The sequence below is a fragment of the Pannonibacter sp. XCT-53 genome, assembly GCF_009915765.1.
Classification (GTDB): domain Bacteria; phylum Pseudomonadota; class Alphaproteobacteria; order Rhizobiales; family Stappiaceae; genus Pannonibacter; species Pannonibacter tanglangensis.
The window spans coordinates 207,845-231,275 of the sequence record NZ_JAABLQ010000003.1 but is presented as its reverse complement, the minus strand read 5'-3'; the positions used below and the strand labels follow the sequence as shown (position 1 = coordinate 231,275).

Genomic DNA, 23,431 nt, shown 5'->3' with positions numbered 1-23,431 from the left:
AAGGCCATGGCCAAGACGGTGTTACCGTCCGGCGGTTTCCTGACCGGAGACCAGCGGACGCTCTGCCCGCGCAACTGACAAGGAAAAACTGCCATGAACATCATCGAACAGATCAACGCCGAAGAGCAGGCCAAGGTCGAAGCCGTCCGCAAGCTGCCGGAATTCTCCCCGGGCGACACCGTCAAGGTCAACGTGAAGGTGGTTGAAGGCAACCGCACCCGCACGCAGGCCTACGAAGGCGTCTGCATTGCCCGTTCGGGTGGCGGCATCAACGAGAGCTTCACCGTTCGCAAGATTTCCTACGGCGAAGGCGTCGAGCGCGTGTTCCCGACCTGCTCTCCGCTGATCGAGAGCGTCGAGGTCGTGCGCCGCGGCAAGGTGCGCCGCGCCAAGCTGTATTACCTGCGTGACCGTCGCGGCAAGTCGGCCCGTATCGTCGAGGCCACCAACGCCCGCGCCAAGCGCCTCAACGAGGAAGCCCGCGCCGACGCCGCAGCCGCCAAGGCTGCCGCGGCTGCGGAAAAGGCTGCTGCGGCTGCCGCTTCGGCCGAGTGATCGGACCGGCATTCCCGATCCGGAAGGGCGGCCTCGCGGCCGCCCTTTTCTTTTGGGCCGGGAACGCCGGCCAAAAGCCCGGACCAGACGCGCAAAGCCGGAAGGCCGCGCCGGGACGGGCCGTGCGGCCTGACTTGAACAAAGCTCAAGAATGACGGCGCGCTTGAGACTTGACCCCTGCCCTGCGTTCAAGGCATTGAATCGGGCAAGACCGGAGGCGGCAAACAACCGCCGTCCGGCAGCGCGACAAGGGCACCGGCCGCCTCGGGCGGTCAAGGAGCAGCCCGGGCCAGGTTTCAGGAGTTTCCCATGACGAAAGCGCGGACCCTCTACGACAAGATCTGGGATGATCACGTCGTCGACATGCAGGAAGACGGCACCGCCCTGCTCTACATCGACCGGCATCTGGTGCATGAAGTCACCAGCCCGCAGGCCTTTGAAGGTCTGCGCATGACCGGCCGCAAGGTGCGCCAGCCGGAGAAGACCCTCGCCGTCGTCGACCACAACGTGCCGACCACCGACCGCAGCCAGGGCATCGACGATCCGGAATCGGCGCTGCAGGTGCAGACCCTTGCCGCCAACGCGGCGGAGTTCGGCGTCGAGTACTACAGCGAGCTCGACAACCGCCAGGGCGTCGTGCACATCGTCGGCCCGGAGCAGGGCTTCACCCTGCCGGGCATGACCATTGTCTGCGGCGACAGCCACACCTCGACCCACGGCGCCTTCGGCGCGCTGGCACATGGCATCGGCACCTCCGAAGTGGAACACGTTCTGGCCACCCAGACGCTGATCCAGAAGAAGGCCAAGAACATGCTGGTCCAGGTGGACGGCAAGATCCCGGCCGGCGTGACCGCCAAGGACATTATCCTCGCCATCATCGGCGAGATCGGCACGGCCGGCGGCACCGGCTACGTCATGGAATACGCGGGCGAGGCCATCCGCTCGCTGTCCATGGAAGGCCGCATGACCATCTGCAACATGTCGATCGAGGGCGGCGCCCGCGCCGGGCTGATCGCCCCCGACGAGACCACCTTCGCCTACATCAAGGGCCGCCCGAAGGCTCCGAAGGGCGCAGCGCTTGAGCAGGCGATTGCCTACTGGAAGACGCTGCACACCGATGAGGGCGCACATTTCGACAAGGTGGTGAAGCTCGACGCCGCCAACCTGCCGCCGATCGTGACCTGGGGCTCGTCGCCGGAGGACGTGGTCTCCGTGACCGGCGTCGTGCCGAACCCGGACGAGATCGCCGACGAGAACACCCGCAAGTCCAAGTGGCGCGCGCTGGACTACATGGGCCTGACGCCGGGCACGAAGATCACCGACATTCCGATCGATGTCGTGTTCATCGGCTCCTGCACCAACGGCCGCATCGAGGACCTGCGCGCCGCCGCCGCCGCCATCGGCACCGGCAAGGTGAAGGACGGCGTCAAGGCCATGGTCGTGCCGGGCTCCGGTCTGGTCAAGGAACAGGCGGAAGCCGAGGGCCTGGACAAGATCTTCAAGGCGGCCGGCTTCGAGTGGCGCGAGCCGGGCTGCTCGATGTGCCTGGCCATGAATGCGGACAAGCTGAAGCCGGGCGAACGCTGCGCCTCGACCTCGAACCGCAACTTCGAGGGCCGTCAGGGCTTCAAGGGCCGCACGCATCTGGTCTCGCCGGCCATGGCCGCCGCCGCCGCGATCGCTGGCCGCTTCGTCGACATTCGCGAGTGGCAGACGGCCTGATTCGCGGCCTCCGACGCAGAACCACCCAGGCCCCCGGCATCGCCGGGGGCTTTTGCTTTGTTTTCAAGTCTCTGGATCAGATACGCGGTCAGGCACCGGGTGTGGCACCCGGTCGGGCACGGGGACCCGGCAATCCCCGACCGCACGCCGGACAAGGCACGCAAGCCGGTGGAAAAAATGCCGCAGCGACTTCTCCCGACCATTTGCCGGGAATGATTGATTCATCCCTTAATTCAATAAGATGGATATCGATTTTACCCTAGGAGACATGCGCGGTTTTCCGCGATTCCGCATGTGTTTTACGGGCTTCACAAGACTGTCACCTCGGCACTACTATATGAATAGCGAGTTAAGGTAGTACCCGGTATCGGGGTACCGGTGCCGGTTCTGTTTGCGATGGCAAGGAGCCGCAGGTGACGATTGCCGTACCCTCGGGCGCCCATCCGGCCCTGGTGCTGAATGCGGATTACAGGCCCCTCAGTTACTACCCGCTGTCCCTCTGGTCATGGCAGGACGCGGTCAAGGCGGTCTTTCTCGACCGGGTGAACATCGTCTCCGTCTATGACACGGCGGTCCGAAGTCCGACCTTCGAGTTCAAGCTGCCGAGCGTGGTGTCGCTCAAGACCTTCGTCAAACCCTCGCGCTACCCGGCCTTCACCCGCTTCAACGTGTTCCTGCGCGACAAGTTCCAGTGCCAGTATTGCGGCTCGAAGGACGACCTGACCTTCGACCATCTCATCCCCCGCTCCCGCGGCGGACAGACCACCTGGGACAACGTCATCACCGCCTGCTCTCCCTGCAACCTGCGCAAGGCCAACAAGAGCTGCGAACAGCTCGACATGTGGCCGATGCACATGCCGTTCCAGCCGACGATCCAGGATCTGCACAACAACGGCCGCGCCTTTCCGCCCAATTACCTGCACGAAAGCTGGCTTGACTTCCTGTACTGGGACACGGAACTGGAGCCTTAACAGACTTTAACCGGCCGCATGAAATCTCCTTAAACAGCCATCAACCAACGCCGCAGATGTCGTCGGCATTTGCGTCGAATTTTAGTGTTTCGGAAGAGGAATTGACGATTATCACTCGCAGATGACTGTCTGGAGTGACGCAATGGTTCCCCCTGCCCTGACGCGCCTGGCGAAGACTGTACACGCGTTCGCGGTGGAAACGCGCGGTGTCTTCCTGCCGATTGCCGGCTTCATGCTGCTGATCCTCATCGTCGTCGCCGGCGCCGGCACGGACTTCGGCCGGGCCATCCTGATCCGGGCCCGGGTGGCTGCGGCCGTCGATGCGGCGGTGCTGGCGGTGGCGCGCGACCTGTCGGTGAAGATCATGACGGACGCGGAGATTTCCGATGTCCTGAACAAGAGCTTCCAGTCCAACCTGACCTCGCTCAACCTCGAAGGGGTCAGCATGGGCAACCTCGTCTACACCATCGACCCGGTCGAAGGCACCGTCGAGGCGACAGCAACGGCAAACGTGCCGACCACCTTCATCTTCATGGGCGGCATCGGCCCCAAGACCATCCCCGTGTCGGTCACGGCCCAGTCGACCTACTCGCTGTTCGACGTCGAGCTGGCGATGGTTCTCGACATCACCGGGTCGATGAACACGAACAACAACATCGCCTCCCTGCGAACTGCGGCAACCTCCGTGGTCGACATCCTCATTCCGCCGGAAACGAGCGAGTCGGACTCGAGAGTGAAGATTTCGCTCGTCCCCTACAGCCAGGGCGTCAATCTCGGCACGTATGCCCCCCTCGTGAAGAATGGCAATTCGCCCTACACCCCCTGTGTGACAGAACGCATGGGCCCGCAGAAGTTCACGGACGCGACCTACAACTTCAATGGCCAAAGCTCGAACTTCTTTGGCGGCGGGACGACCAAATGCCCGTCGCAATCGCCCCTGCGCCCCTTGTCCGCAAACGCGCCTGCCCTGAAAACGGCAATCAACGGGCTCGTCGCGATGGGCGGAACAGCCGGCCAGATCGGGATCGCCTGGGGTTGGTACACCTTGTCTCCGAACTGGTCCAACCTCTGGCCTTCAGCCTCCGATCCGGAAAGCTACGGCAAGGACAAGCTGAAGAAGGTCGCCTTGATCATGACTGACGGTGACTTCAACGACTTCTACGATCTCGTCGCCATGAACCGGAACACCTGCAACTTCAGGGGGCAAAGGTCTGACTCAACCGAGGCTGGCTGGAACTTCCATGACAGCAGGAATGGTTTCTACTGGTTGCCAGATCGCTGGCTCGGCGGCGGCTGTCTGAACGGCACCAACAGCTATTGGCAAGGCCAGTACTTCCACGATGCCGGATACAATGATCAGCCCTCTGTCAGAGCACGCAGACTTTGCGATGCGATGAAAGAAAAAGACATTCACATCTATACAGTTCTGTTTGCGGGATCAAATGGACCCAGTTCCAATGCTGAAACCCTCATGCAGTACTGCGCGACTGATCCGAACACGAGCTACTTCAAGGCGACGAATTCACAGGCCCTGATCTCGGCCTTCCAGAAGATCGCCAACCAGATCCAGTCGATCTACCTTTCAAAATGACCGCCGGAACGGCGGCAGCGCAAGCCACCGCAGGAAAAAGGCCCGCCGGTTCGCCGGCGGGCCTGAGATTGATGACAAACCCTCTATCGTCATCCCGGCCCAGCTGAGCGTGAGCGAAGCGCCGAGCCGGGATCCAGACATCAGCCGCGCGAAGCGCGACACACCTGTCGGTCGCGAGTCGTATCGAGTTGACTTGGTTTTGGGCTCGCTTGCGCTCGCACAGACATGCTGGATTCCGGATCTGCGGTTCGCTGAACGCTCACCTTGTCCGGAATGACGGCAAACTGACGAAACCCGAAGTTTGTCAGCAGTCTGAGGCCCGCCGGTTCGCCGGCGGGCCTTCGTGTTTCGGCGGCGGGCCGAAGGATCAGGTGCGGTTCTGGCGGTTCTCGATCAGATCGTCGACCACGGCCGGATCGGCCAGCGTCGAGGTGTCGCCAAGGCTGTCGAAGCTGTCCTCGGCGATCTTGCGCAGGATGCGGCGCATGATCTTGCCGGAGCGGGTCTTCGGCAGGCCGGGCGCGAACTGGATGAGGTCCGGCGAGGCGATCGGGCCGATTTCCTTGCGGACATGGGCGACGAGCTCCTTGCGCAGGGCCTCGCTCGGCTCCTCGCCGGCCATCAGCGTGACATAGGCGTAGATGCCCTGCCCCTTGATGTCATGCGGATAGCCCACGACAGCGGCCTCCGAGACCTTCGGATGCGCCACGAGCGCGCTTTCCACCTCGGCGGTTCCCATGCGGTGACCGGACACGTTGATCACGTCGTCGACGCGGCCCGTGATCCAGTAATAGCCATCCGCGTCGCGGCGGCAGCCATCGCCGGTGAAATACATGCCCTTGTAGGTGGAGAAGTAGGTCTGCACGAAGCGGTCATGATCGCCATAGACCGTGCGCATCTGGCCGGGCCAGCTGTCGAGGATCACCAGGTTGCCTTCGGTCGCACCCTCGAGGATCTTGCCCTCGGCATCGACGACGGCAGGCTGGACACCGAAGAACGGCCGCGTGGCAGAACCCGGCTTCAGCGCCGTGGCTCCCGGCAGCGGCGTGATCAGGATGCCGCCGGTCTCGGTCTGCCACCAGGTGTCAACGATCGGGCAGCGCTTCTCGCCGACCACGTTGTGGTACCACAGCCAGGCTTCCGGATTGATCGGCTCCCCGACGGAGCCGAGCAGGCGCAGGCTCTTGCGCGAGGTGCGGGTCACATGCTCGTCGCCGGCGCCCATCAGCGAGCGGATGGCCGTCGGCGCGGTGTAGAAGATGTTGACCTTGTGCTTGTCGACCACATCCCAGAAGCGGCCGGCGTTCGGGTAGGTCGGAACGCCCTCAAACATCAGCGTGGTGGCGCCGTTCGCGAGCGGCCCGTAGACGATGTAGCTGTGGCCGGTGACCCAGCCCACATCGGCGGTGCACCAGTAGATGTCGCCGTCGTGATAGTCGAAGACATACTGGTGCGTCATCGACGCATAGACCAGATAGCCGCCGGTGGTGTGCAGCACGCCCTTGGGGCTGCCCGTGGAGCCGGACGTGTAGAGGATGAACAGCGGGTCTTCCGCGTTCATCTCGACCGGCTCGCAGTGGTCGGACACGCGCTCGGCCTCGTCGTGATACCAGACATCGCGGCCGGGGGTCATGGTCACGGCACCGCCGGTGCGCTTGACCACGATCATGGTCTCGACCGGTGCCTTCTCGACGGCCTTGTCGGCATTGGCCTTGAGCGGCACGCTGCGGCCGCCGCGCAGGCCCTCGTCTGCCGTGATCAGGCAGGTGGACTTGCAGTCGGCAATGCGCTGCGCCAGGCTGTCCGGAGAAAAGCCGCCGAAAACGATGGAATGCACGGCACCAATGCGGGCACAGGCCAGCATGGCATAGGCCGCCTCGGGGATCATCGGCAGATAGATCGTGACCCGGTCGCCCTTCTTCACGCCCTTGGCATGCAGGACATTGGCGAAGCGGTTCACCTCGCGCGACAGGTCGCGGTAGGTGATGATCTTGTGCTCGGACGGGTCGTCGCCTTCCCAGATGATGGCCGGCTGGTCGCCACGGCGGGCGAGATGACGGTCGATGCAGTTGGCCGAGACGTTCAGCGTGCCGTCCTCGAACCACTTGATCGAGACATTGTGCGGATCATAGGACGTGTTCTTGACCCGGGTGAACGGCTTGATCCAGTCGACGCGCTTGCCGTGCTCGCCCCAGAAGGCATCCGGGTTCTCGACAGACTGGTGATACATTTCCAGGTATTTTGCGTTGTCGACGAGGGCGTGTGCCGCCACCTCCGCCGACACCGGGAACACGTTGTCCGACATGCCTTCCTCCCAACTGCTTTCCGGCTGGCTTCCCTTGGGACACCCCCGGTTCGGCGGCATTATGCTGGGCAGCCCCGGTCGCGTCCATTAGGGATAAGTCGAACTTTCGTAGGCGGATTCGGTGGTTAGGTCACCCGACAATTCCGATGGCGAGGCCCTGGAGACCCACCACGCCGAGCCAGTGCAGGCTCTCGACCAGCGTCAGAAGGGGGCTTGACCGTTGATGCCGATGGGTCACGACGAGCGATGTGAGGAAAAAGCCGGTCCAGATCATTCCTGCGGAAATCAGGCCGCTTTTCATGCTGAGACCCCCGGCATGGTAGATCACGCCGGCGAAGATGAAGGCCATCAGCAGATGCGCGACGAGCGAGACGACCAGCGTCAGCGGATCGCGCTGCGGCGTTCCGGGGGCAACACCGGCAAGGCGCTGCCAGCGTGACCCCAGCACCAGATGCCAGGCCAGGCTGAAGCAGAAGCTGACCAGCCCGGCCACCGCCACACCGATCAGGTTGATCCCGTCGAACATCATCGCCCCGGCCCTCCCCGGCCCTTGCAGATCAGCCCCGGCCGCCGAAAATGGCGGAACCGACCCTCACATGGGTGGCGCCAAAGGAAACGGCAATGCCGTAGTCGGCCGACATGCCCATCGAGAGCTGCGCAAGTCCGTTGCGGGTGGCAATCTTCTGCAGCAGGGCAAAATGCGGCCCCGGCGCCTCCTCGACCGGCGGAATGCACATCAGGCCGATCACGGTCAGGCCGATGTCCTCGCGGCACAGGCGGATGAAAGCGTCGGCCTCCTTCGGCGCGATGCCGGCCTTCTGCGGTTCCTCGCCGGTGTTCACCTGGATGAAGCACGGCAGGTCCCGGCCCTGCGCCAGCATCTCCACCTTCAGGGCCCGGGCGATCTTCTCCCGGTCGATGGTGTGGATCACGTCGAAGGTGGCGACCGCCTCCCTGGCCTTGTTGGACTGCAGCGGCCCGATCAGATGCAGCTCGATGCCGGAGAACTCCTGCCGCAGGCCGGGCCACTTGCCCATCGCCTCCTGCACCCGGTTCTCGCCGAAGACGCGCTGCCCGGCCTGCAGCACGGGGCGGATGTCGTCGGCCTCGAAGGTCTTCGACACGGCGATCAGGGTGACGGCGCCGGCGGCGCGACCCTGTTCGGCCTCGGCGCTGCGGATGTCGGCAAGGACCGCGGCAAGACGGTCGGTGGCGGTGTCGGCCATGGCAGGATCTCCAGCATCAGGCGCCCGTGGCGGGCGGCGTGTGCCTCTGATACGGTGGCAAGCCTCTCCGGTTCAAGCCACTGCTTCCCGCAGCCCTCTTCCCGGCGCGAAATGCGCCGCAATTTCAGCCAATCATGTTGACCCTTGCGGGAAATTCTGGTGACAGTCCGGCAGACCTGTGTGTGATGCGCGCCTGTTTGCGGGCGCCGATGAAATGGCGAAATTGATGGCTACGGAACGGGAACGTTACAACGCGCGCGATGTCGAGGCGCGCTGGCAGAAGCTGTGGGACGAGAAGGACGTGTTCAAGACGTCCAACGACGATCCGCGCGAGAAATACTACGTGCTGGAGATGTTCCCCTACCCGTCCGGCCGCATCCACATGGGACACGTCCGCAACTACGCGATGGGTGACGTCGTGGCCCGCTACAAGCGCGCCCGCGGCTTCAACGTGCTGCATCCGATGGGCTGGGACGCGTTCGGCATGCCCGCCGAGAACGCGGCCATGCAGAACAACGTCCATCCGAAGGACTGGACCTACGAGAACATCGCCTTCATGCGCGGCCAGCTCAAGATCATGGGCCTGTCGCTGGACTGGAGCCGCGAGTTCGCGACCTGCGACGTGGAATACTACACGCAGCAGCAGCGCCTGTTCCTGAAGTTCCTGGAAGCCGGCCTCGTCTATCGCAAGAAGTCCAAGGTCAACTGGGACCCGGTCGACATGACCGTGCTCGCCAACGAGCAGGTGATCGACGGCCGCGGCTGGCGCTCCGGCGCCCTCGTCGAGCAGCGCGAGCTGACCCAGTGGTTCTTCAAGATCACCGACTATTCCGAGGACCTGCTGGAGGCGATCGACACGCTCGACCGCTGGCCGGAAAAGGTCCGCCTGATGCAGAAGAACTGGATCGGCAAGTCGGAAGGCCTGCGCGTCCGCTTCGAGTTCACCGCTCCGGCCCCGACGGGCGACACGACGCTCGAGATCTTCACCACGCGCCCCGACACGCTGTTCGGTGCCTCGTTCATGGGCCTGTCGCCGGATCACCCGATCTCGGGGAAGCTCGCGGAGAGCAATCCGGCCATCGCGGCCTTCATCGAGGACTGCCGCCGCATCGGCACCTCGGCCGAGGCCATCGAGACGGCCGAGAAGAAGGGCATCGACACGGGCCTGCGCGTGAGGCACCCGCTGGATGCCTCCATCGAGTTGCCCGTCTACATCGCCAACTTCATCCTGATGGATTACGGCACCGGCGCGATCTTCGCCTGCCCGGCGCATGACCAGCGCGACCTCGACTTCGCCCGCAAGTATGGCCTGCCGGTGAAGCCCGTCGTGCTGCCGAAGGACGCCGATCCGGCCGCCTTCACCGTCGCCGACGTGGCCTACACGGAGGATGGCACCCTCTTCAACTCCGGCTTCCTCGACGGCCTCGGCATCGCCGAAGCCAAGGAGGCGGTCGCGCGCAAGCTGGAAGCGGTAACGCTCCACGGTGCGCCGCAGGCCACCCGCCAGGTGAACTACCGCCTGCGTGACTGGGGCATCTCGCGCCAGCGCTACTGGGGCTGCCCGATCCCGGTCATCCATTGCGACGACTGCGGCGTGGTGCCGGAGAAGGACGAGAACCTGCCGGTCAAGCTGCCGGACGACATCACCTTCGACAAGCCCGGCAACCCGCTCGACCGGCACGCCACCTGGCGCCATTGCGCCTGCCCGAAATGCGGCAAGCCGGCGCGCCGGGAAACCGACACCATGGACACCTTCGTGGACAGTTCCTGGTATTTCGCCCGGTTCACCGCTCCGCACCATGACGAACCGACCGATCCGCAGGCGGCCAATGGCTGGCTGCCGGTCGACCAGTACATCGGCGGCATCGAGCACGCGATCCTGCACCTGCTCTACTCGCGCTTCTTCACCCGCGCGATGCAGAAGGTGGGCGCGCTGGACCTGAAGGAGCCGTTCAAGGGCCTGTTCACGCAGGGCATGGTCACGCACGAGACCTACAAGAGCGTGGAGGGCAAGTGGCTGAGCCCGACCGAGATCCGTTTCGTCGAGGGCGAGACGCGCCAGGCAGTCGAGATCGCCACCGGCGCACCGGTGACCATCGGCTCCATCGAGAAGATGTCCAAGTCGAAGAAGAACACGGTCGACCCGACGGACATCATCGAGACCTATGGTGCCGACACGGCCCGCTGGTTCGTGCTGTCCGACAGCCCGCCGGAGCGCGACGTCATCTGGACCGAGGAAGGCGTTCAGGGCTCCTGGCGCTTCGTGCAGCGCGTCTGGCGCCTGGTCGGCGAAGTGGCGGCCACGCCGAAGCGCGGCGTCGAGGCCCCGCAAATGGGCGAAGCGGCGCTGGAGCTGCGCCGTGCCACGCACAAGACGCTGGCCGCCGTCTCCCGCGACATCGAAGGCCTCGGCTTCAACCGGGCGGTCGCCCGCATCTATGAACTCGTGAACCAGATCGGCAAGACGGTCCACGCCGGTCTCGGCGCGGCGGATGCCGCCTGGGCCGCGCGCGAGGCCTGCGAATACCTCGTCATGATGATGGCACCGATGATGCCGCATCTTGCAGAGGAATGCTGGTCCGAACTCGGACATGACACGCTGGTGGCGGAAGCCGCCTGGCCGGCGCTCGACGAGAGCCTGCTGGTCGAGGACAGCGTCGTCCTGCCGGTTCAGGTCAACGGCAAGAAGAAGGGCGAGATCACCGTGGCACGCGACGCCTCGACGGCCGACGTCGAAGCAGCCACACTGGCCCAGGATTTCGTCCAGCGGGCGCTGGAAGGCCGCGCTCCGCGCAAGATCATCGTGGTGCCGCAGAGGATCGTGAATGTCGTTGGCTGATGCTTGGGCGCGCGGGCGCCGCACCTCCCTCGGGCTTGCCCTGATCCTGGCCAGCGGCGTGCTGCTGGCCGGCTGTCAGGTGCGGCCGCTCTATGGCCAGCTCCCGAGCGTCTCCGGTACGGCCGGCGAAAGCGTGCAGACGGAACTGGCCGCCATCGAGATCGACCGGATCGACACGGTCACCGAGATGCGGCTGTCCGACGCCCGGCGCGTGCTCTACAATGAGCTTCTGTTCGGCTTCGAGCGCGGCGCCTATCCGCCGGCCAAGAAGTACCGGCTGAAGATGGTCATGAACATCGGCGTGTCGGAAGTGGGTGTCGAGCGGCTCGCCGACGTGCCCTCGGCCTACACCACGACGATGAACGTCTCCTTCGTCCTGTCCGACATCACCACCGACCGGACGCTGATGACGGGCAAGTCCTTCGCCACGGCGTCCTATGACTTCTCCAGCCAGCGCTTTGCCAACCTGCGCGCCCGCCGCGACGCGGAAGAACGTGCAGCCAAGCAGGTGGCTCAGGATGTCCAGGCCCGCATTGCCGGCTACTTCGCCACGGCCCGGTGAGATGAGGTGATGCCGTGGTCGCGCTGAAAGCCGGCGACATTGATCGTTTTGTCGCCAAGCCGCCGGCGAATGTCCACGCGATCCTGGTCTATGGACCCGACACGGGGCTTGTGTCCGAACGGGCACAGGCCCTTGTTGCCGCCTACAGCGCCGGCAACGACGACCCCTTCAGCCTCGCCAAACTGGATGCGGCGGATGTCGTTTCAGATCCGAATCGGCTGATCGACGAGGCCCTGACCATCCCGCTGTTCGGTGGTCGCCGCACCATCTGGGTCAAGGATGCCGGCGGCCGCAACCTCTTGCCGGCCGTCACGCCTGTGGTCAACCTGCTCGATTGCCCGGCTGTCGTGGTGATCGAGGCGGGCGACCTCAAGAAGGGCACGGGCCTGCGCAAGCTGTTCGAGACCGACAAGCGCGCCGTCGCCGTTCCCTGCTACGCGGACACGGCCAGAGACCTGGAAACGCTCATTGACGAGGAGACCCGCGCCGCCGGGCTGACCATCACCCGCGAGGCCCGCGCCAGCCTGCACGGGCTGCTCGGCGCCGACCGCATGGCCAGCCGCGGCGAACTGCGCAAGCTCTGCCTCTATGCCCATGGCAAGGGCCGGATCGACACCGACGACATCGAGGCGATCATCGGCGATGCCTCGGCCTTCGAGCTTTCCGAACTGATCGACGCGGCCGCCGGCGGAGACCTGCCCGCCCTCGACCACGGGCTGGAACGGCTGGATGCGGCCGGCAGCAACGCCTCCGTCATCGCCGGGCAGACGCTGGCGCATTTCCAGTGGCTTCACCGCCTGCGCGCGGATGTGGACAGCGGCACCCCGGCCGCACAGGTGATCGAAAACGTGCGGCCGCCGGTGTTCTTCAAGCGCAAGACCGCCCTCACCCGCCAGCTGACCATCTGGACGGCACCGGATCTGGAGAAGGCCATGGACAGGCTGTCGGAGGCAATGCGCATTGCCCGGCTGAACGACCGCATCGGCATGCCGGTCCTGTCCGAAGCCCTTCTGACCCTCGCCCGGGTCGCCGGCGCGCGAAGCCGGTCCCGCCGATAAACAACGCGGCCAGAAAGTGGCGAACCGAGAACAGTCTCTCCATCGTCATCCCGGCTCGAGCTGACGCTCGTCCGGGATGACGCCTGAGATGTAACGGCGTTGCTAAAACAAAAGCGGCCCGGACAAGCCGGACCGCTTCCGATTCGACCATCCTGATGACCCGTTAGCGGGTTTCGATGCCGAGCTTGCGGCACAGCTCGTCGAGCTGCTCCAGCGAGGCATACTTGATCTTCATCTCGCCGGATTCCTTGCCGGGCTTGTGCCCGATGGCGACCTTGAGGCCAAGGCTGTCGGTCAGCCGCTTTTCCAGCGCACGGGTGTCCGCATCCTTCTCGGCCTTGGCCGCCGTGTCCTTGCTGCCGGAGAGCTTGGACAGGATTTCCGGATCCTGGGCAAGCTTCTCGGCCTCGCGCACCGAAAGACCCTTCTCGACGATCAGCTCGGCCAGCGCCGACGGATCCTCCAGCGTGATCAGCGCGCGCGCGTGGCCGGCCGTGATCAGCCCCTCGGCCAGATAGTCCTTCACGGCGTTCGGCAGCTTCAGCAGACGCATGGTGTTGGCGACGTGACTGCGGCTCTTGCCGATTAGCCGGGCCAGATCGTTCTGGCTGTAGGCGAACTCGGCCGTCAGCTGCTCGTAGCCGAGCGCCTCTTCGATCGGGTTCAGGTCGGCGCGCTGGACGTTCTCGATGATCGCCAGCTCGAGCGCTTCCTGGTCGGTGATCTCGCGGATCAGCACGGGCACGTCATGCAGGCCGGCCCGCTGGGCCGCCCGCCAGCGCCGCTCGCCGGCGATGATCTCGTAATGATTGGGCTTGCCGGCCGCAGGACGCACGAGAATGGGCTGGATGATGCCCTTCTCCCGGATCGACTCGGTCAGCTCCGTCAGGTCCTTCTCGTGGAAGGTCTTGCGCGGGTTGCGCGGGTTGGGCTCGAGGAACTCGACGGGCACCTTGCGGGTGTCGCGCGGCGGGGCCTTGTCCGCCTGGGCGGCCGCCTGCTCCTGCGAGGCCGGAACAATGCCCGCATCGCCGATCAGCGCGGCAAGGCCCCTGCCCAGCCGCTTGTTGCGTCCACCGTCTTCAGCCATGGTTTTTCTCCGCTTGCGCGATTGGTCTTGGATCAGGAATGGAAAACGCGGCGCATCCGCCGCGTTCCGAGCGAGACAGGGACCGGCCGCCGTCAGGCCGCCACGCGGCGCAGCTCACGTTCCCGCTGGATGATCTCGGAGGCCAGCCGCAGATAGGCCTGGCTGCCGGCGCATTTCAGGTCATAAAGCAGGGCCGGCTTGCCGTAGGACGGGGCTTCCGAAATACGCACGTTGCGCGGGATGATGGTCTCGTAGACCGCATCGCCCATCGTCTCGCGCACGTCGGCGACGACCTGGCTCGAGAGATTGTTGCGGCTGTCATACATGGTCAGGACGATGCCATGGATCGTCAGCTCGTTGTTGAGCGCGGTGCGAACCTGCTCCACGGTCGACAGCAGCTGCGAGAGACCTTCCAGCGCGAAGAACTCGCACTGCAGCGGCACCAGGATCGAGTGCGACGCCGACAGCGCATTGATGGTCAGCAGGTTGAGCGAGGGCGGGCAGTCGACCAGCACATAGGTGAAGCCGATCTCCCGGAACAGCCGCGAGGTGGCGAACTGGTCGATGGCCTTGCGCAGACGATAGGCACGGTCGGCGCTGGAGGCGATTTCCAGTTCGAGGCCGAGCAGGTCCATCGTCGAGGGAGCCACCCAGAGGCGCGGCACCGCCGTTTCCTTCACGGCCTCCTCCATGGAACAGTCCCCGCAGAGAATGTCATAGGTCGAAAGGGCGCGATCACGCCGGTCGATGCCGAGCCCGGTGGACGCGTTGCCCTGCGGGTCGAGGTCGACGACCAGGACGCGCTCGCCGATGGCGGCCAGTGCGGTGCCGAGATTGATGGCAGTGGTGGTCTTGCCGACGCCACCCTTCTGGTTGGCAAGCGCGAGCACGCGCGGAGAATCCGGAAGCTTGTTCATCACCGGGAACCTTCCTCGACAGATCGGGCCGCCAGGTTGGAGAGGATCAACATGCGGCTCTCTGGATCAATGAGACTGACCTTTTCTACCAGATCGAAGCCCCAGGCGTGAGACGCTTCGTTAACCTCCCGCTGAAAATCGCGGCCTTTGTGGAAAACGGCAACAGCGCCCTCCTCCATGAACCGCCGGCAATAGTGCAGCAGCGCATCCAGCGAGGCGAGCGCCCGGGCCGAGACGGCATCGACCGGACCATGGGTCCATTGTTCCGCCGCCGACTCGATCCGTACAGGGAGCACCGTGCCGCTGGACCCGGTCTCGCGCAGGGCTGTGCGCAGGAAGGCCGCCTTCCGCTGGTTGCTTTCAACGAAATAGACATGGGCACCTGGCGTATCGGCGAGGAGGATCGCTGTCACGATCCCCGGGAACCCTGCCCCGCTGCCAAGATCAACCCACCGTTTCGCCTCCGGCCGGACCAGATGCGGCTGCAGGCTGTCGGCCACATGCCGGCGCCAGATTTCCGGGATGGTCGCCGGCGAGATCAGGTTCTGGGCCGGCTGCCAGCGCAAGACCAGATCCACGTAAGTTTTCAACCGCTCCTCAGTTTCACGTGAAACAGAGGCGAAATCCTTGAGGATATGCGGTCCGTCCTTGGGGGTTTTCCCAACCATATTCACAAGCCCCTCACGCCGCGCCGCGCCGGTCGAGCCGCTTCACCTGCGACAGGAGCAAGGTCAGCGCCGCCGGCGTCATGCCGTCCATGCGGGACGCCTGGCCAATCGTTTCGGGCCGAACCGTTTCCAGCTTTTGCCGCACCTCGTTCGACAGGCCCGACAGCGCGGCAAAATCGAAGTCTTCAGGAATGGCAAGAGCCTCATCGCGGCGCAGGGCGGCGATGTCGGCGGCCTGGCGATCCAGATAGACCGCATAGAGCGCATCGGTGGCCACCTGCTCGGCAACGGGGGCCGCGATGCCGGCAAGCTCCGGCCAGATCGGATAGAGACGGTCGAGCGTCATGTCGGGATAGGACAGGAGATCAAAGGCGCTGCGACGGATGCCGTCCTGGTTGACGGGCAGCCCCTGACGCGCCGCCTGGGCCGGCGTGATGCTGAGCCCCTGCATGAGATCCCGCGCCGCCTCGAGCGCCGCGACCTTCGTTTCAAAGGCGGCGCGACGCACGGGACCAACGCAGCCAAGCGCCAGACCGGCAGGCGTCAGGCGCTGGTCGGCATTGTCGGCACGCAGCGACAGACGATACTCCGCCCGGGAGGTAAACATGCGATAGGGCTCGGTGATGCCCCGCGTGACCAGATCGTCAATCATCACGCCGATGTAGCCCTGACCGCGATCGACAACGAAGTCGTGCGCGCCTCCCCCGGCGCGGAGCGCGGCATTCAGGCCGGCCACGAGCCCCTGCGCACCGGCCTCCTCATAGCCGGTCGTGCCGTTGATCTGCCCCGCAAGGAACAGGCCCTTGCATCGCCGCGCCTCCAGAGTGGTCGTCAGCTCGCGCGGATCAACATGGTCATACTCGATGGCGTAGCCGACCTGCAGCACCGACACGGCCTCAAGCCCGGGGATCGTCCGCAGGAACGCGAGTTGCGCATCCTCCGGCAGCGAGGTCGAGATGCCGTTGGGATAGACCGTGTGATCGTCGAGACCCTCCGGCTCGAGAAAGATCTGGTGGCCTTCGCGGTCGCCGAAGCGGACGATCTTGTCCTCGATCGACGGGCAGTAGCGCGGACCGCGGCCCTTGATCTCGCCCGAATACATCGCGGAGCGCGACAGGTTCTCGCGGATGATCCGGTGCGTCTCGTCGGTCGTGCGGGTGATGTGGCAGGAAATCTGCGGCGTGGTGATCGCGGCGGTCAGCGTCGAGAAGGGCACGGGTTCCTCGTCGCCCGGCTGCTCCTCCAGCCGCGCCCAGTCGATCGTCCGGCCATCCAGCCGGGCCGGCGTGCCTGTCTTCAGCCGCCCCAGCGCGAAGCCGATCTCCTCCAGCGAAGCCGAGAGACCAAGCGCCGGCCCCTCCCCCACGCGGCCAGCCGGGATCTTGCGATCACCGATGTGGATCAACCCGCGCAGGAAGGTGCCCGTGGTCAGCACGACGGCAGCGCAGGCAATCTCGCGTCCATCCGCGAGCCGGAGACCGGAGACGGCACCATCCCGATGCAGCAGGCGGTCCGCCTCACCCTCGACAACCTCGAGGTTGGCGGTGGACCGGATCTCGGCCTGCATCGCCTCCCGGTAGAGCTTTCGGTCCGCCTGGGCCCGCGGCCCCCGCACGGCCGGACCCTTGCGCCGGTTGAGCAGCCGGAACTGGATGCCAGCCCGGTCGGCGACGCGACCCATCAATCCGTCAAGAGCGTCGATCTCGCGCACGAGATGACCCTTGCCGAGACCGCCGATGGCCGGATTGCAGGACATGACCCCGATGGTCTCGAAGCGATGGGTGACCAGCGCCGTCCGGGCGCCAAGCCGCGCCGAGGCCGCCGCCGCCTCGCAGCCGGCATGACCGCCACCAATCACGACAACATCAAATCGCAACGCCTCAGCCATCGGCACCGCACCCGCTTGCGCCTCCACCCCTGGCGAAGGCCTCATCTGACATGGACAGGAATTGAAGGGGCCGGATGCAGCACGCTCCGGGACTCAAGTCCCGCCGGCCCTGTTCGATGCTTCTTATAGGGAATGACACCCCCGTCGGTCAAAACGATTTCACGTGAATCACCCCCAACCCGGTAGATGTCCGATGGACCGGATTCACGTGAAACAGCACCCGGGCCAACACCCCTCCCCTCTGGTCGAGGCGGAACGCAGACCCGGAACCGGCAGACACGCCCCCCCGGATTCACGTGAAACATCCGAAACCGAAACGAGCCCTGATTCACGTGAAACAAGGCTCGGTTCGGACACGGTCCGGATTCACGTGAAACATCACTTGCCGATGCAGAACTCACGGAAGATGACATCCAGCAGGTCCTCCACGTCGATCCGCCCGGTGATCCGCCCGAGGCTGTCGCCGGCACTCCGCAGCTCCTCGGCGCGCAGCTCTGCCGGCAGATGCGACAGCTGCAGCGCCCGGTCGAGGCCGGCCAGGCAGGACTGGAGATGATGGCGGTGCCGCTCCCGGGTCGCCACGAGGGCTTCGCCCCGACCAAACGTGTCGCCCGCAAAACGGGCAAGCGCCTCGAGAAGCGCCGCAAGCCCCACGCCTGTTGCCACCGAGACAGGGAAATCCTGTGCTGTTTCGGATGAGTCTTGTTTCGGATGAGTCTCAAGATCAGTCTTTGTCCGAACCAACCAGACCGGAACCGACTCGATCCGGACCACCTCCGGCAGACCGCTGGCCGGGTCCTCCGGCGCCACCCCGCCCGGCTCTTGCAGCCAGAGCACGAGATCCGCCCGTCGGCCGCGTTCTGTCGCGCGCCGAATCCCTTCCTGCTCCACCCGTCCCGCACCGGTGCGGAGCCCGGCGGTGTCCGCCAGTGTCACCGGGTACCCACCGAGGTCGAGATGCACCTCGAGCACGTCACGCGTGGTGCCCGCCTCCTCGGTGACGATGGCAACGTCACGCCCGGCCATGGCGTTCAGCAGGCTCGACTTGCCCGCATTGGGCGCTCCCATCAGCACGACCTGCAGCCCGTCCCGCAGACGTTCCCCGCGCGGAGCGGCGGCAACATGGTCTGCCACCTCGTCCCGCAGACGGGCGGCCTCGATCCAGACCTCATCGGCAACGCTTCCGGGCACATCGTCCTCGTCGGCGAAATCGAAGTCCGCCTCGATCATCGCCCGCATGTGCACAAGCCGCTTGCGCCAGCCCTCATAGAGCCGGCCGAGCGCTCCCTCCATCTGCCGCACCGCCTGCCGCCTCTGCGCCTCGGTCTCGGCGGCGATGAGATCAGCCAGCCCTTCCACCTCGGTCAGGTCCATGCGGCCACGATCGAAGGCGCGGCGGGTGAACTCGCCAGCCTCGGCCGGACGCAACCCCGGCAACGCTGCCAGAGCCCCGAGGACGGCAGCGACCACCGCGCGGCCCCCGTGGCACTGCAACTCCACCACATCCTCGCCGGTGAAGCTCTGCGGGGCCGGAAAGCACAGCACCAGCGCCTGGTCGAGCACATCCCCCGTCGCCGGATGCCGCAGACGGCAGAGCGTCGCCTTGCGTGGGGGAAGGCTGCGTCCGGTCAGCTGCCCGGCTGCCGCGAGAGCCGCCGGGCCGCTGAGGCGAATGACGGCAACGCCGGACGGGAGGGACCCACTCGAGAGGGCATAGATGGTGTCGGTCATCATGACGGTGATCCGGGCGTGAAAACGGGACAGCTCCCCGACGCCCATACAGGCTTCCGCTGCCGGTGCCTAGACCCGGACTGTCAGGACAGGACAGCGCGGCCAAGGTCGGCAGCACAGGGTCGGCCGCACAGGGTCAGGGGCGCAGGATGGCCCCGACAGGGAAGCGGGCACTGGCAAGGCAGGTCGGGGAGCGATCCACGCGAGAGGATTGATGCGGAGCCGATTCGATCTCCTGGCCTGACCGGGCGTCGGCCACCCCCTGCCCCGGCCGCGGGTCAGGCGCGCCCTGCCGCAAGGGGGGGAACCGGTGCGGATCCGATTCGATCCGGCGCCGGGCGGTCCGGCGCCGACGGACTGTTTCACGGCCTGTTTCACGTGAATCGGGCCGGAGCCAGGCCCACCTGTGCTCAGAAGCCTGCGACCGCTCTCGGCAGGCGATAGAGCACATGCGGCGCGAGCGGATGATCTGCGGGCAAAACCGGGTGCAGGAAATCATCGGCCTCTGACCGGGCCATGCCGAGCCGCTCCATCACGCGTCGGGAGGCACGATTGCCGGCAGCCGTGAAGGCGACAATCTCGTCGAGATCAAGCGTTTCAAAACCGAATCGCATCCAGGCCCGGGCTGCCTCGGTGGCATAGCCCTGCCCCCAGGCATCGCGGACAAGCCGCCAGGCGAACTCGACGCAAGGATCGAAGGGCAGCGACACGGGGTAAGCCGGACGATTGAGGCCGACAAAGCCGACAAATCGCCCGTCCGCCTTTCGGATCACGGGAAACACACCAAAGCCGTCCGTTGCGAGCTTGCTGCGCATCCGCGCCATCATGGCCGCCGTTTCCGCCGGGCTCATCACGGCCGGAAAGTGGCGCATGACCTCCGGATCGGCATTCATGGCCGCAAAGGCGTCAAGATCCGCATCCTCCCAGGGACGCAGCAGCAGGCGATCTGTTTCCAGGCTGAACATGGGAGGCGGTCGATCCGGAGCCGATTCAGATGCGCAAGCCTTAGCAGACAGCAAAAGGCGCCGGAAGGTCTCCCCGCCGGCGCCCGTCTGGTCCGAGCCTGAACCGGATCCGAATCGGATCAGGTGTTCATGCTGTCGAAGAAGTCGTCGTTCGACTTGGTCTGCTTGAGCTTGTCGAGCAGGAACTCGATCGCGTCGACCGTGCCCATCGGGTTGAGGATGCGGCGCAGGACGAAGGTCTTCTTGAGACGTTCCTGCGGCACGAGCAGCTCTTCCTTGCGGGTGCCGGAGCGCTGGATGTCGATCGCCGGGTAGACGCGCTTGTCGGAGATCTTGCGGTCGAGGATGATTTCGGAGTTACCCGTCCCCTTGAACTCTTCAAAGATCACTTCATCCATGCGGCTGCCGGTGTCGATCAGCGCGGTCGCGATGATGGTCAGGGACCCGCCTTCCTCGATGTTGCGTGCGGCACCGAAGAAGCGCTTCGGGCGCTGCAGCGCGTTGGCATCCACACCACCGGTCAGCACCTTGCCCGAGGACGGAACAACGGTGTTGTAGGCGCGGCCGAGGCGGGTGATGGAATCGAGCAGGATGACCACGTCGCGGCCATGCTCGACAAGGCGCTTGGCCTTTTCGATGACCATCTCGGCCACCTGCACGTGCCGGGCCGCCGGCTCGTCGAAGGTGGAGGAAACGACCTCGCCCTTCACCGTCCGCTGCATGTCCGTCACTTCTTCCGGACGTTCGTCGATGAGCAGGACGATCAGGTAGCACTCGGGGTGGTTGGTCGTGATCGACTTGGCGATGTTCTGCAGGAACACCGTCTTGCCGGTGCGCGGCGGCGCGGTGATGAGCGCACGCTGGCCCTTGCCGAGCGGGGCGACCAGATCGATGATCCGGGAGGACAGGTCCTTGGAGGTCGGATCGCCGATTTCCATCTTGAACCGCTCGTCCGGATAGAGCGGGGTGAGGTTGTCGAAATGGACCTTGTGACGGGTCTTTTCCGGGTCCTCGAAATTGATCGTGTTGACCTTCAGCAGCGCGAAGTAGCGTTCGCCTTCCTTGGGGCTGCGGATCTGGCCTTCGACCGTATCGCCGGTGCGCAGAGAGAAACGACGGATCTGGGACGGGGAAACGTAGATGTCGTCAGGTCCGGGGAGATAGTTCGCATCGGGCGAACGCAGGAAGCCGAAGCCGTCCTGAAGCACTTCCACAACGCCCTCGCCGATGATCTCGACATCCTGCGCCGCCAGGCGTTTCAGGATCGCGAACATCAGTTCCTGCTTGCGCATGGTGCTGGCGTTTTCGACCTCGAGCTCTTCGGCGAAGGCGAGAAGCTCGGTGGGCGTTTTCTCTTTCAGGTCTTTGAGTTTCATTTCCCGCATAAACTGGGGTCGTTCTCTCTTGGGTGGGGGGGATCGTCCGGCGGCGAGCCGCTTCTGAAATCCGAAACGCTGGTGAAATCGGCTACAGAAGTTAACACGTGGCGTCACCGGCCTTGGGACAGCCGGTCTGCTTCGCCCTTGGGCATTTGGGGGGTGCGCCCCGTGCGCCTTTCGTGAAGTTGGCAGCGAACATAGCTGCTTCGCTTCTGTCCCGCAAGAGCGTAATGGCTCTCGCGGGATCAGGGATTGTACTGTGAACGCAACGTCACTTAGAACGGCTTGCCAATGACCAGGATGACAATTCCGATCATCAGGACTGTCGGTACTTCGTTCAGCATCCGGTAGAAGCGCGTCGGACGCGTGTTTGCATCGCGGGCAAACACCTTGACGCAGCCGGCGAGGTATCCGTGCATCCCGGACATCACGAGCACCAGCGTCAGCTTGGCGTGGAACCAGCCCTGGCTGAAGGCACCGATGTCATAGGCAAGCCAGAGGCCAAGCCCCCAGGACACGAGCATGGCCGGCGTCATGATTGCCTTGAGCAGGCGCCGTTCCATCACCTTGAAGGTCTCGGACTGCTGCGAGCCGGCCGGGGCGTCGACATGATAGACGAACAGCCGCGGCAGGTAGAGCAGTCCGGCCATCCAGGCAATGATGGCAATCACATGCAGGGACTTGAGCCAGAGGTAGAGATCCATTTGCCGGCCCTCATCCCTGCCGCACGCGCTCGATCATCCGGGCCACGTGGGCAGGATCGGTCTCTGGCGTGACGCCATGGCCAAGGTTGAAGATCAGCGGACCCTGCCCGAGCGCCTTCAGGACATGGGCAATGCCCTCATCCAGAGCCGCACCGCCGGCCACCAGCCGCATCGGATCGAGATTGCCCTGCACCGGCACGGTCTTCTGGATCGCCTGGGCGACGTGGTCTGGCGCGGTCCAGTCAAGCCCGACCGCATCGACGCCGGTTCCGGCCACATAGGCGGCAAGGCGGGCGGACGAGGCCTTCGGGAAGCCGATGATCCGGGCCTCCGGCCGTTCGGCCTTCACGCCGGCAACGATGCGGCGGGTGGGCTCGATGGACCAGCGCTGGAACCCCTCCTCGTCGAGGACCCCGGCCCAGGTGTCGAAGATCTGCACGGCATCCGCGCCGGCATCCAGCTGGCGGATCAGATAGCGGATCGAGGCCGTCACCAGCTCGTCGATGAACCGCTGCATCAGCGCCGGGTCACGGTAGGCGCCGACCCGGGCCGCAGTCTGGTCCTGCGTCGTATGGCCGGCGACCGAGTAGCAGGCAACGGTCCAGGGTGCACCGCAGAAGCCGAGGAGCGTGGTTTCCGCCGGCAGCTCGCGGCGCAGGCGTCGGACTGTCTCGATCACCGGTTCCAGGTGAGCCTCTGCTCGTCCCTGCTCCAGGCGGTCCAGCACGCCGTGCGTCAGCGGTTCGAGAACAGGACCACGGCCCTCTTCAAAGCGAACCGGATAGCCGATCGCATCCGGGACGACGAAGATGTCGGAAAAGAGGATCGACGCGTCGAAGCCGTAGCGCCGGATCGGCTGGAGGGTGACCTCCGTTGCCAGGTCCGGATTGTAGCAGAAGTCGAGGAAGTTCTTCGCCTTCGCCCGTGTCTCCCGATACTCCGGCAGATATCTCCCTGCCTGCCGCATCATCCAGATTGGAGGCGGCCAGAGACGTTCTCCAGCCAGCACACGCATGACGGCCCGGTCGCCTGATTTCATGGATCGGTCCTTTTCCCCGTCAGGGCCCTAAAAAGGGAGTCTGATGTAGATTTGAATCTGTTTCTTATTCTTGTGAGTGGATTACCGGGATCATTCGTTGTCCACAATCCGTCCTCTGACTTTTCGCGCCGGGATGAATCGTCGCGCGGTCTGGACAAACTCCGGGGAAGGAATCCGGCTGGTTCCGAAAACCGAGCCAGATCAAGGATTTGACGATCCGT

Annotated in this window: 19 protein-coding genes; 7 read left to right on the top strand and 12 right to left on the bottom strand. The window is 64.9% G+C overall.

Annotation, left to right across the window (positions count from 1 at the left end):
• Window positions 1-93: 93 nt before the first annotated feature.
• From rplS to GWI72_RS18050, 4 genes are all read left to right on the top strand, one after another.
• Window positions 94-555: a 50S ribosomal protein L19 gene (gene rplS, locus GWI72_RS18065; RefSeq protein WP_161677574.1), complete on the top strand. Its 462-nt coding sequence runs from the start codon at window positions 94-96 to the stop codon at window positions 553-555.
• 309 nt (window positions 556-864) lie between these two features.
• On the top strand, window positions 865-2,277 hold the full coding sequence (leuC, locus tag GWI72_RS18060) for a 3-isopropylmalate dehydratase large subunit (protein ID WP_161677575.1): 1,413 nt from the start codon (window positions 865-867) through the stop codon (window positions 2,275-2,277).
• Window positions 2,278-2,690: 413 nt separating this feature from the next.
• Window positions 2,691-3,248: an HNH endonuclease gene (locus GWI72_RS18055; RefSeq protein WP_161677576.1), complete on the top strand. Its 558-nt coding sequence runs from the start codon at window positions 2,691-2,693 to the stop codon at window positions 3,246-3,248.
• A gap of 142 nt (window positions 3,249-3,390) precedes the next feature.
• A complete protein-coding gene (locus GWI72_RS18050) occupies window positions 3,391-4,839 on the top strand; it encodes a pilus assembly protein TadG-related protein (protein WP_161709552.1) in 1,449 nt (482 codons plus the stop codon).
• 367 nt (window positions 4,840-5,206) lie between these two features.
• Here GWI72_RS18050 and acs read toward each other — a convergent pair whose 3' ends face one another.
• The 3 genes from acs to GWI72_RS18035 all read right to left on the bottom strand — a co-directional run bounded on the left by acs (window position 5,207) and on the right by GWI72_RS18035 (window position 8,370).
• The gene (gene acs, locus GWI72_RS18045; RefSeq protein WP_161677578.1) at window positions 5,207-7,144 is read right to left on the bottom strand and encodes an acetate--CoA ligase; all 1,938 of its coding nucleotides are present in this window, start codon (window positions 7,142-7,144) and stop codon (window positions 5,207-5,209) included.
• Between the two features lie 130 nt (window positions 7,145-7,274).
• Entirely contained in the window at window positions 7,275-7,673 is a 399-nt protein-coding gene (locus tag GWI72_RS18040; RefSeq protein WP_161709551.1) for a DUF1761 domain-containing protein, read from the bottom strand.
• Between the two features lie 28 nt (window positions 7,674-7,701).
• Window positions 7,702-8,370, bottom strand: a complete 669-nt coding sequence (locus tag GWI72_RS18035; RefSeq protein WP_161709550.1) for a YggS family pyridoxal phosphate-dependent enzyme — start codon at window positions 8,368-8,370, stop codon at window positions 7,702-7,704.
• A gap of 226 nt (window positions 8,371-8,596) precedes the next feature.
• Here GWI72_RS18035 and leuS point away from each other — a divergent pair, with 226 nt between their 5' ends.
• The 3 genes from leuS to holA are packed head-to-tail and all read left to right on the top strand — an operon-like array spanning window position 8,597 to window position 12,829.
• Complete coding sequence (gene leuS, locus GWI72_RS18030) at window positions 8,597-11,209, top strand: leucine--tRNA ligase (protein WP_161709549.1); 2,613 nt, start codon at window positions 8,597-8,599, stop codon at window positions 11,207-11,209.
• Window positions 11,196-11,771 carry an LPS assembly lipoprotein LptE gene (locus GWI72_RS18025; RefSeq protein WP_161709548.1) on the top strand — a complete coding sequence of 192 codons (576 nt, stop codon included), beginning with the start codon at window positions 11,196-11,198 and terminating at the stop codon, window positions 11,769-11,771. Before leuS ends, GWI72_RS18025 begins: the two co-directional genes overlap by 14 nt.
• A 14-nt stretch (window positions 11,772-11,785) precedes the next feature.
• Entirely contained in the window at window positions 11,786-12,829 is a 1,044-nt protein-coding gene (holA, locus tag GWI72_RS18020; protein WP_161677583.1) for a DNA polymerase III subunit delta, read from the top strand.
• Between the two features lie 163 nt (window positions 12,830-12,992).
• Here the strand turns inward: holA and GWI72_RS18015 are convergent, their stop codons facing one another.
• The 9 genes from GWI72_RS18015 to hemE form a co-directional block, all read right to left on the bottom strand.
• Complete coding sequence (locus GWI72_RS18015) at window positions 12,993-13,919, bottom strand: ParB/RepB/Spo0J family partition protein (RefSeq protein ID WP_161677584.1); 927 nt, start codon at window positions 13,917-13,919, stop codon at window positions 12,993-12,995.
• 92 nt (window positions 13,920-14,011) lie between these two features.
• Window positions 14,012-14,836, bottom strand: coding sequence for a ParA family protein (locus GWI72_RS18010; RefSeq protein ID WP_161677585.1), 825 nt, complete (start codon window positions 14,834-14,836; stop codon window positions 14,012-14,014).
• Entirely contained in the window at window positions 14,836-15,504 is a 669-nt protein-coding gene (gene rsmG, locus GWI72_RS18005) for a 16S rRNA (guanine(527)-N(7))-methyltransferase RsmG (RefSeq protein ID WP_161677586.1), read from the bottom strand. Before rsmG ends, GWI72_RS18010 begins: the two co-directional genes overlap by 1 nt.
• A gap of 13 nt (window positions 15,505-15,517) precedes the next feature.
• Window positions 15,518-17,392 (bottom strand): tRNA uridine-5-carboxymethylaminomethyl(34) synthesis enzyme MnmG, encoded by a 1,875-nt coding sequence (gene mnmG / locus GWI72_RS18000; RefSeq protein WP_161709547.1) that lies wholly within the window; start codon window positions 17,390-17,392, stop codon window positions 15,518-15,520.
• Window positions 17,393-17,770: 378 nt separating this feature from the next.
• Window positions 17,771-19,123, bottom strand: a complete 1,353-nt coding sequence (gene mnmE / locus GWI72_RS17995) for a tRNA uridine-5-carboxymethylaminomethyl(34) synthesis GTPase MnmE (protein WP_161709601.1) — start codon at window positions 19,121-19,123, stop codon at window positions 17,771-17,773.
• Window positions 19,124-19,533: 410 nt separating this feature from the next.
• Window positions 19,534-20,088, bottom strand: coding sequence for a GNAT family N-acetyltransferase (locus GWI72_RS17990; RefSeq protein WP_161709546.1), 555 nt, complete (start codon window positions 20,086-20,088; stop codon window positions 19,534-19,536).
• Between the two features lie 119 nt (window positions 20,089-20,207).
• Window positions 20,208-21,473, bottom strand: a complete 1,266-nt coding sequence (rho, locus tag GWI72_RS17985; protein ID WP_161677589.1) for a transcription termination factor Rho — start codon at window positions 21,471-21,473, stop codon at window positions 20,208-20,210.
• A 269-nt stretch (window positions 21,474-21,742) separates the two neighbouring features.
• Window positions 21,743-22,171: a protoporphyrinogen oxidase HemJ gene (gene hemJ, locus GWI72_RS17980; RefSeq protein WP_161709545.1), complete on the bottom strand. Its 429-nt coding sequence runs from the start codon at window positions 22,169-22,171 to the stop codon at window positions 21,743-21,745.
• A 10-nt stretch (window positions 22,172-22,181) separates the two neighbouring features.
• Entirely contained in the window at window positions 22,182-23,210 is a 1,029-nt protein-coding gene (gene hemE, locus GWI72_RS17975) for a uroporphyrinogen decarboxylase (protein WP_161677591.1), read from the bottom strand.
• Between the last annotated feature and the right edge of the window lie 221 nt (window positions 23,211-23,431).

Excerpts from the sequence above, each read along its gene's own strand:
- rplS (WP_161677574.1), top strand. The coding sequence starts at position 94 with ATGAACATCATCGAACAGATCAACGCCGAAGAGCAGGCCAAGGTCGAA.
- leuC (WP_161677575.1), top strand. The coding sequence starts at position 865 with ATGACGAAAGCGCGGACCCTCTACGACAAGATCTGGGATGATCACGTC.
- GWI72_RS18050 (WP_161709552.1), top strand. The coding sequence starts at position 3,391 with ATGGTTCCCCCTGCCCTGACGCGCCTGGCGAAGACTGTACACGCGTTC.
- acs (WP_161677578.1), bottom strand. The coding sequence starts at position 7,144 with ATGTCGGACAACGTGTTCCCGGTGTCGGCGGAGGTGGCGGCACACGCC.
- GWI72_RS18040 (WP_161709551.1), bottom strand. The coding sequence starts at position 7,673 with ATGATGTTCGACGGGATCAACCTGATCGGTGTGGCGGTGGCCGGGCTG.
- GWI72_RS18035 (WP_161709550.1), bottom strand. The coding sequence starts at position 8,370 with ATGGCCGACACCGCCACCGACCGTCTTGCCGCGGTCCTTGCCGACATC.
- leuS (WP_161709549.1), top strand. The coding sequence starts at position 8,597 with ATGGCTACGGAACGGGAACGTTACAACGCGCGCGATGTCGAGGCGCGC.
- GWI72_RS18025 (WP_161709548.1), top strand. The coding sequence starts at position 11,196 with ATGTCGTTGGCTGATGCTTGGGCGCGCGGGCGCCGCACCTCCCTCGGG.
- GWI72_RS18015 (WP_161677584.1), bottom strand. The coding sequence starts at position 13,919 with ATGGCTGAAGACGGTGGACGCAACAAGCGGCTGGGCAGGGGCCTTGCC.
- GWI72_RS18010 (WP_161677585.1), bottom strand. The coding sequence starts at position 14,836 with ATGAACAAGCTTCCGGATTCTCCGCGCGTGCTCGCGCTTGCCAACCAG.
- rsmG (WP_161677586.1), bottom strand. The coding sequence starts at position 15,504 with ATGGTTGGGAAAACCCCCAAGGACGGACCGCATATCCTCAAGGATTTC.
- mnmG (WP_161709547.1), bottom strand. The coding sequence starts at position 17,392 with ATGGCTGAGGCGTTGCGATTTGATGTTGTCGTGATTGGTGGCGGTCAT.
- mnmE (WP_161709601.1), bottom strand. The coding sequence starts at position 19,123 with ATGACCGACACCATCTATGCCCTCTCGAGTGGGTCCCTCCCGTCCGGC.
- GWI72_RS17990 (WP_161709546.1), bottom strand. The coding sequence starts at position 20,088 with ATGTTCAGCCTGGAAACAGATCGCCTGCTGCTGCGTCCCTGGGAGGAT.
- rho (WP_161677589.1), bottom strand. The coding sequence starts at position 21,473 with ATGCGGGAAATGAAACTCAAAGACCTGAAAGAGAAAACGCCCACCGAG.
- hemJ (WP_161709545.1), bottom strand. The coding sequence starts at position 22,171 with ATGGATCTCTACCTCTGGCTCAAGTCCCTGCATGTGATTGCCATCATT.
- hemE (WP_161677591.1), bottom strand. The coding sequence starts at position 23,210 with ATGAAATCAGGCGACCGGGCCGTCATGCGTGTGCTGGCTGGAGAACGT.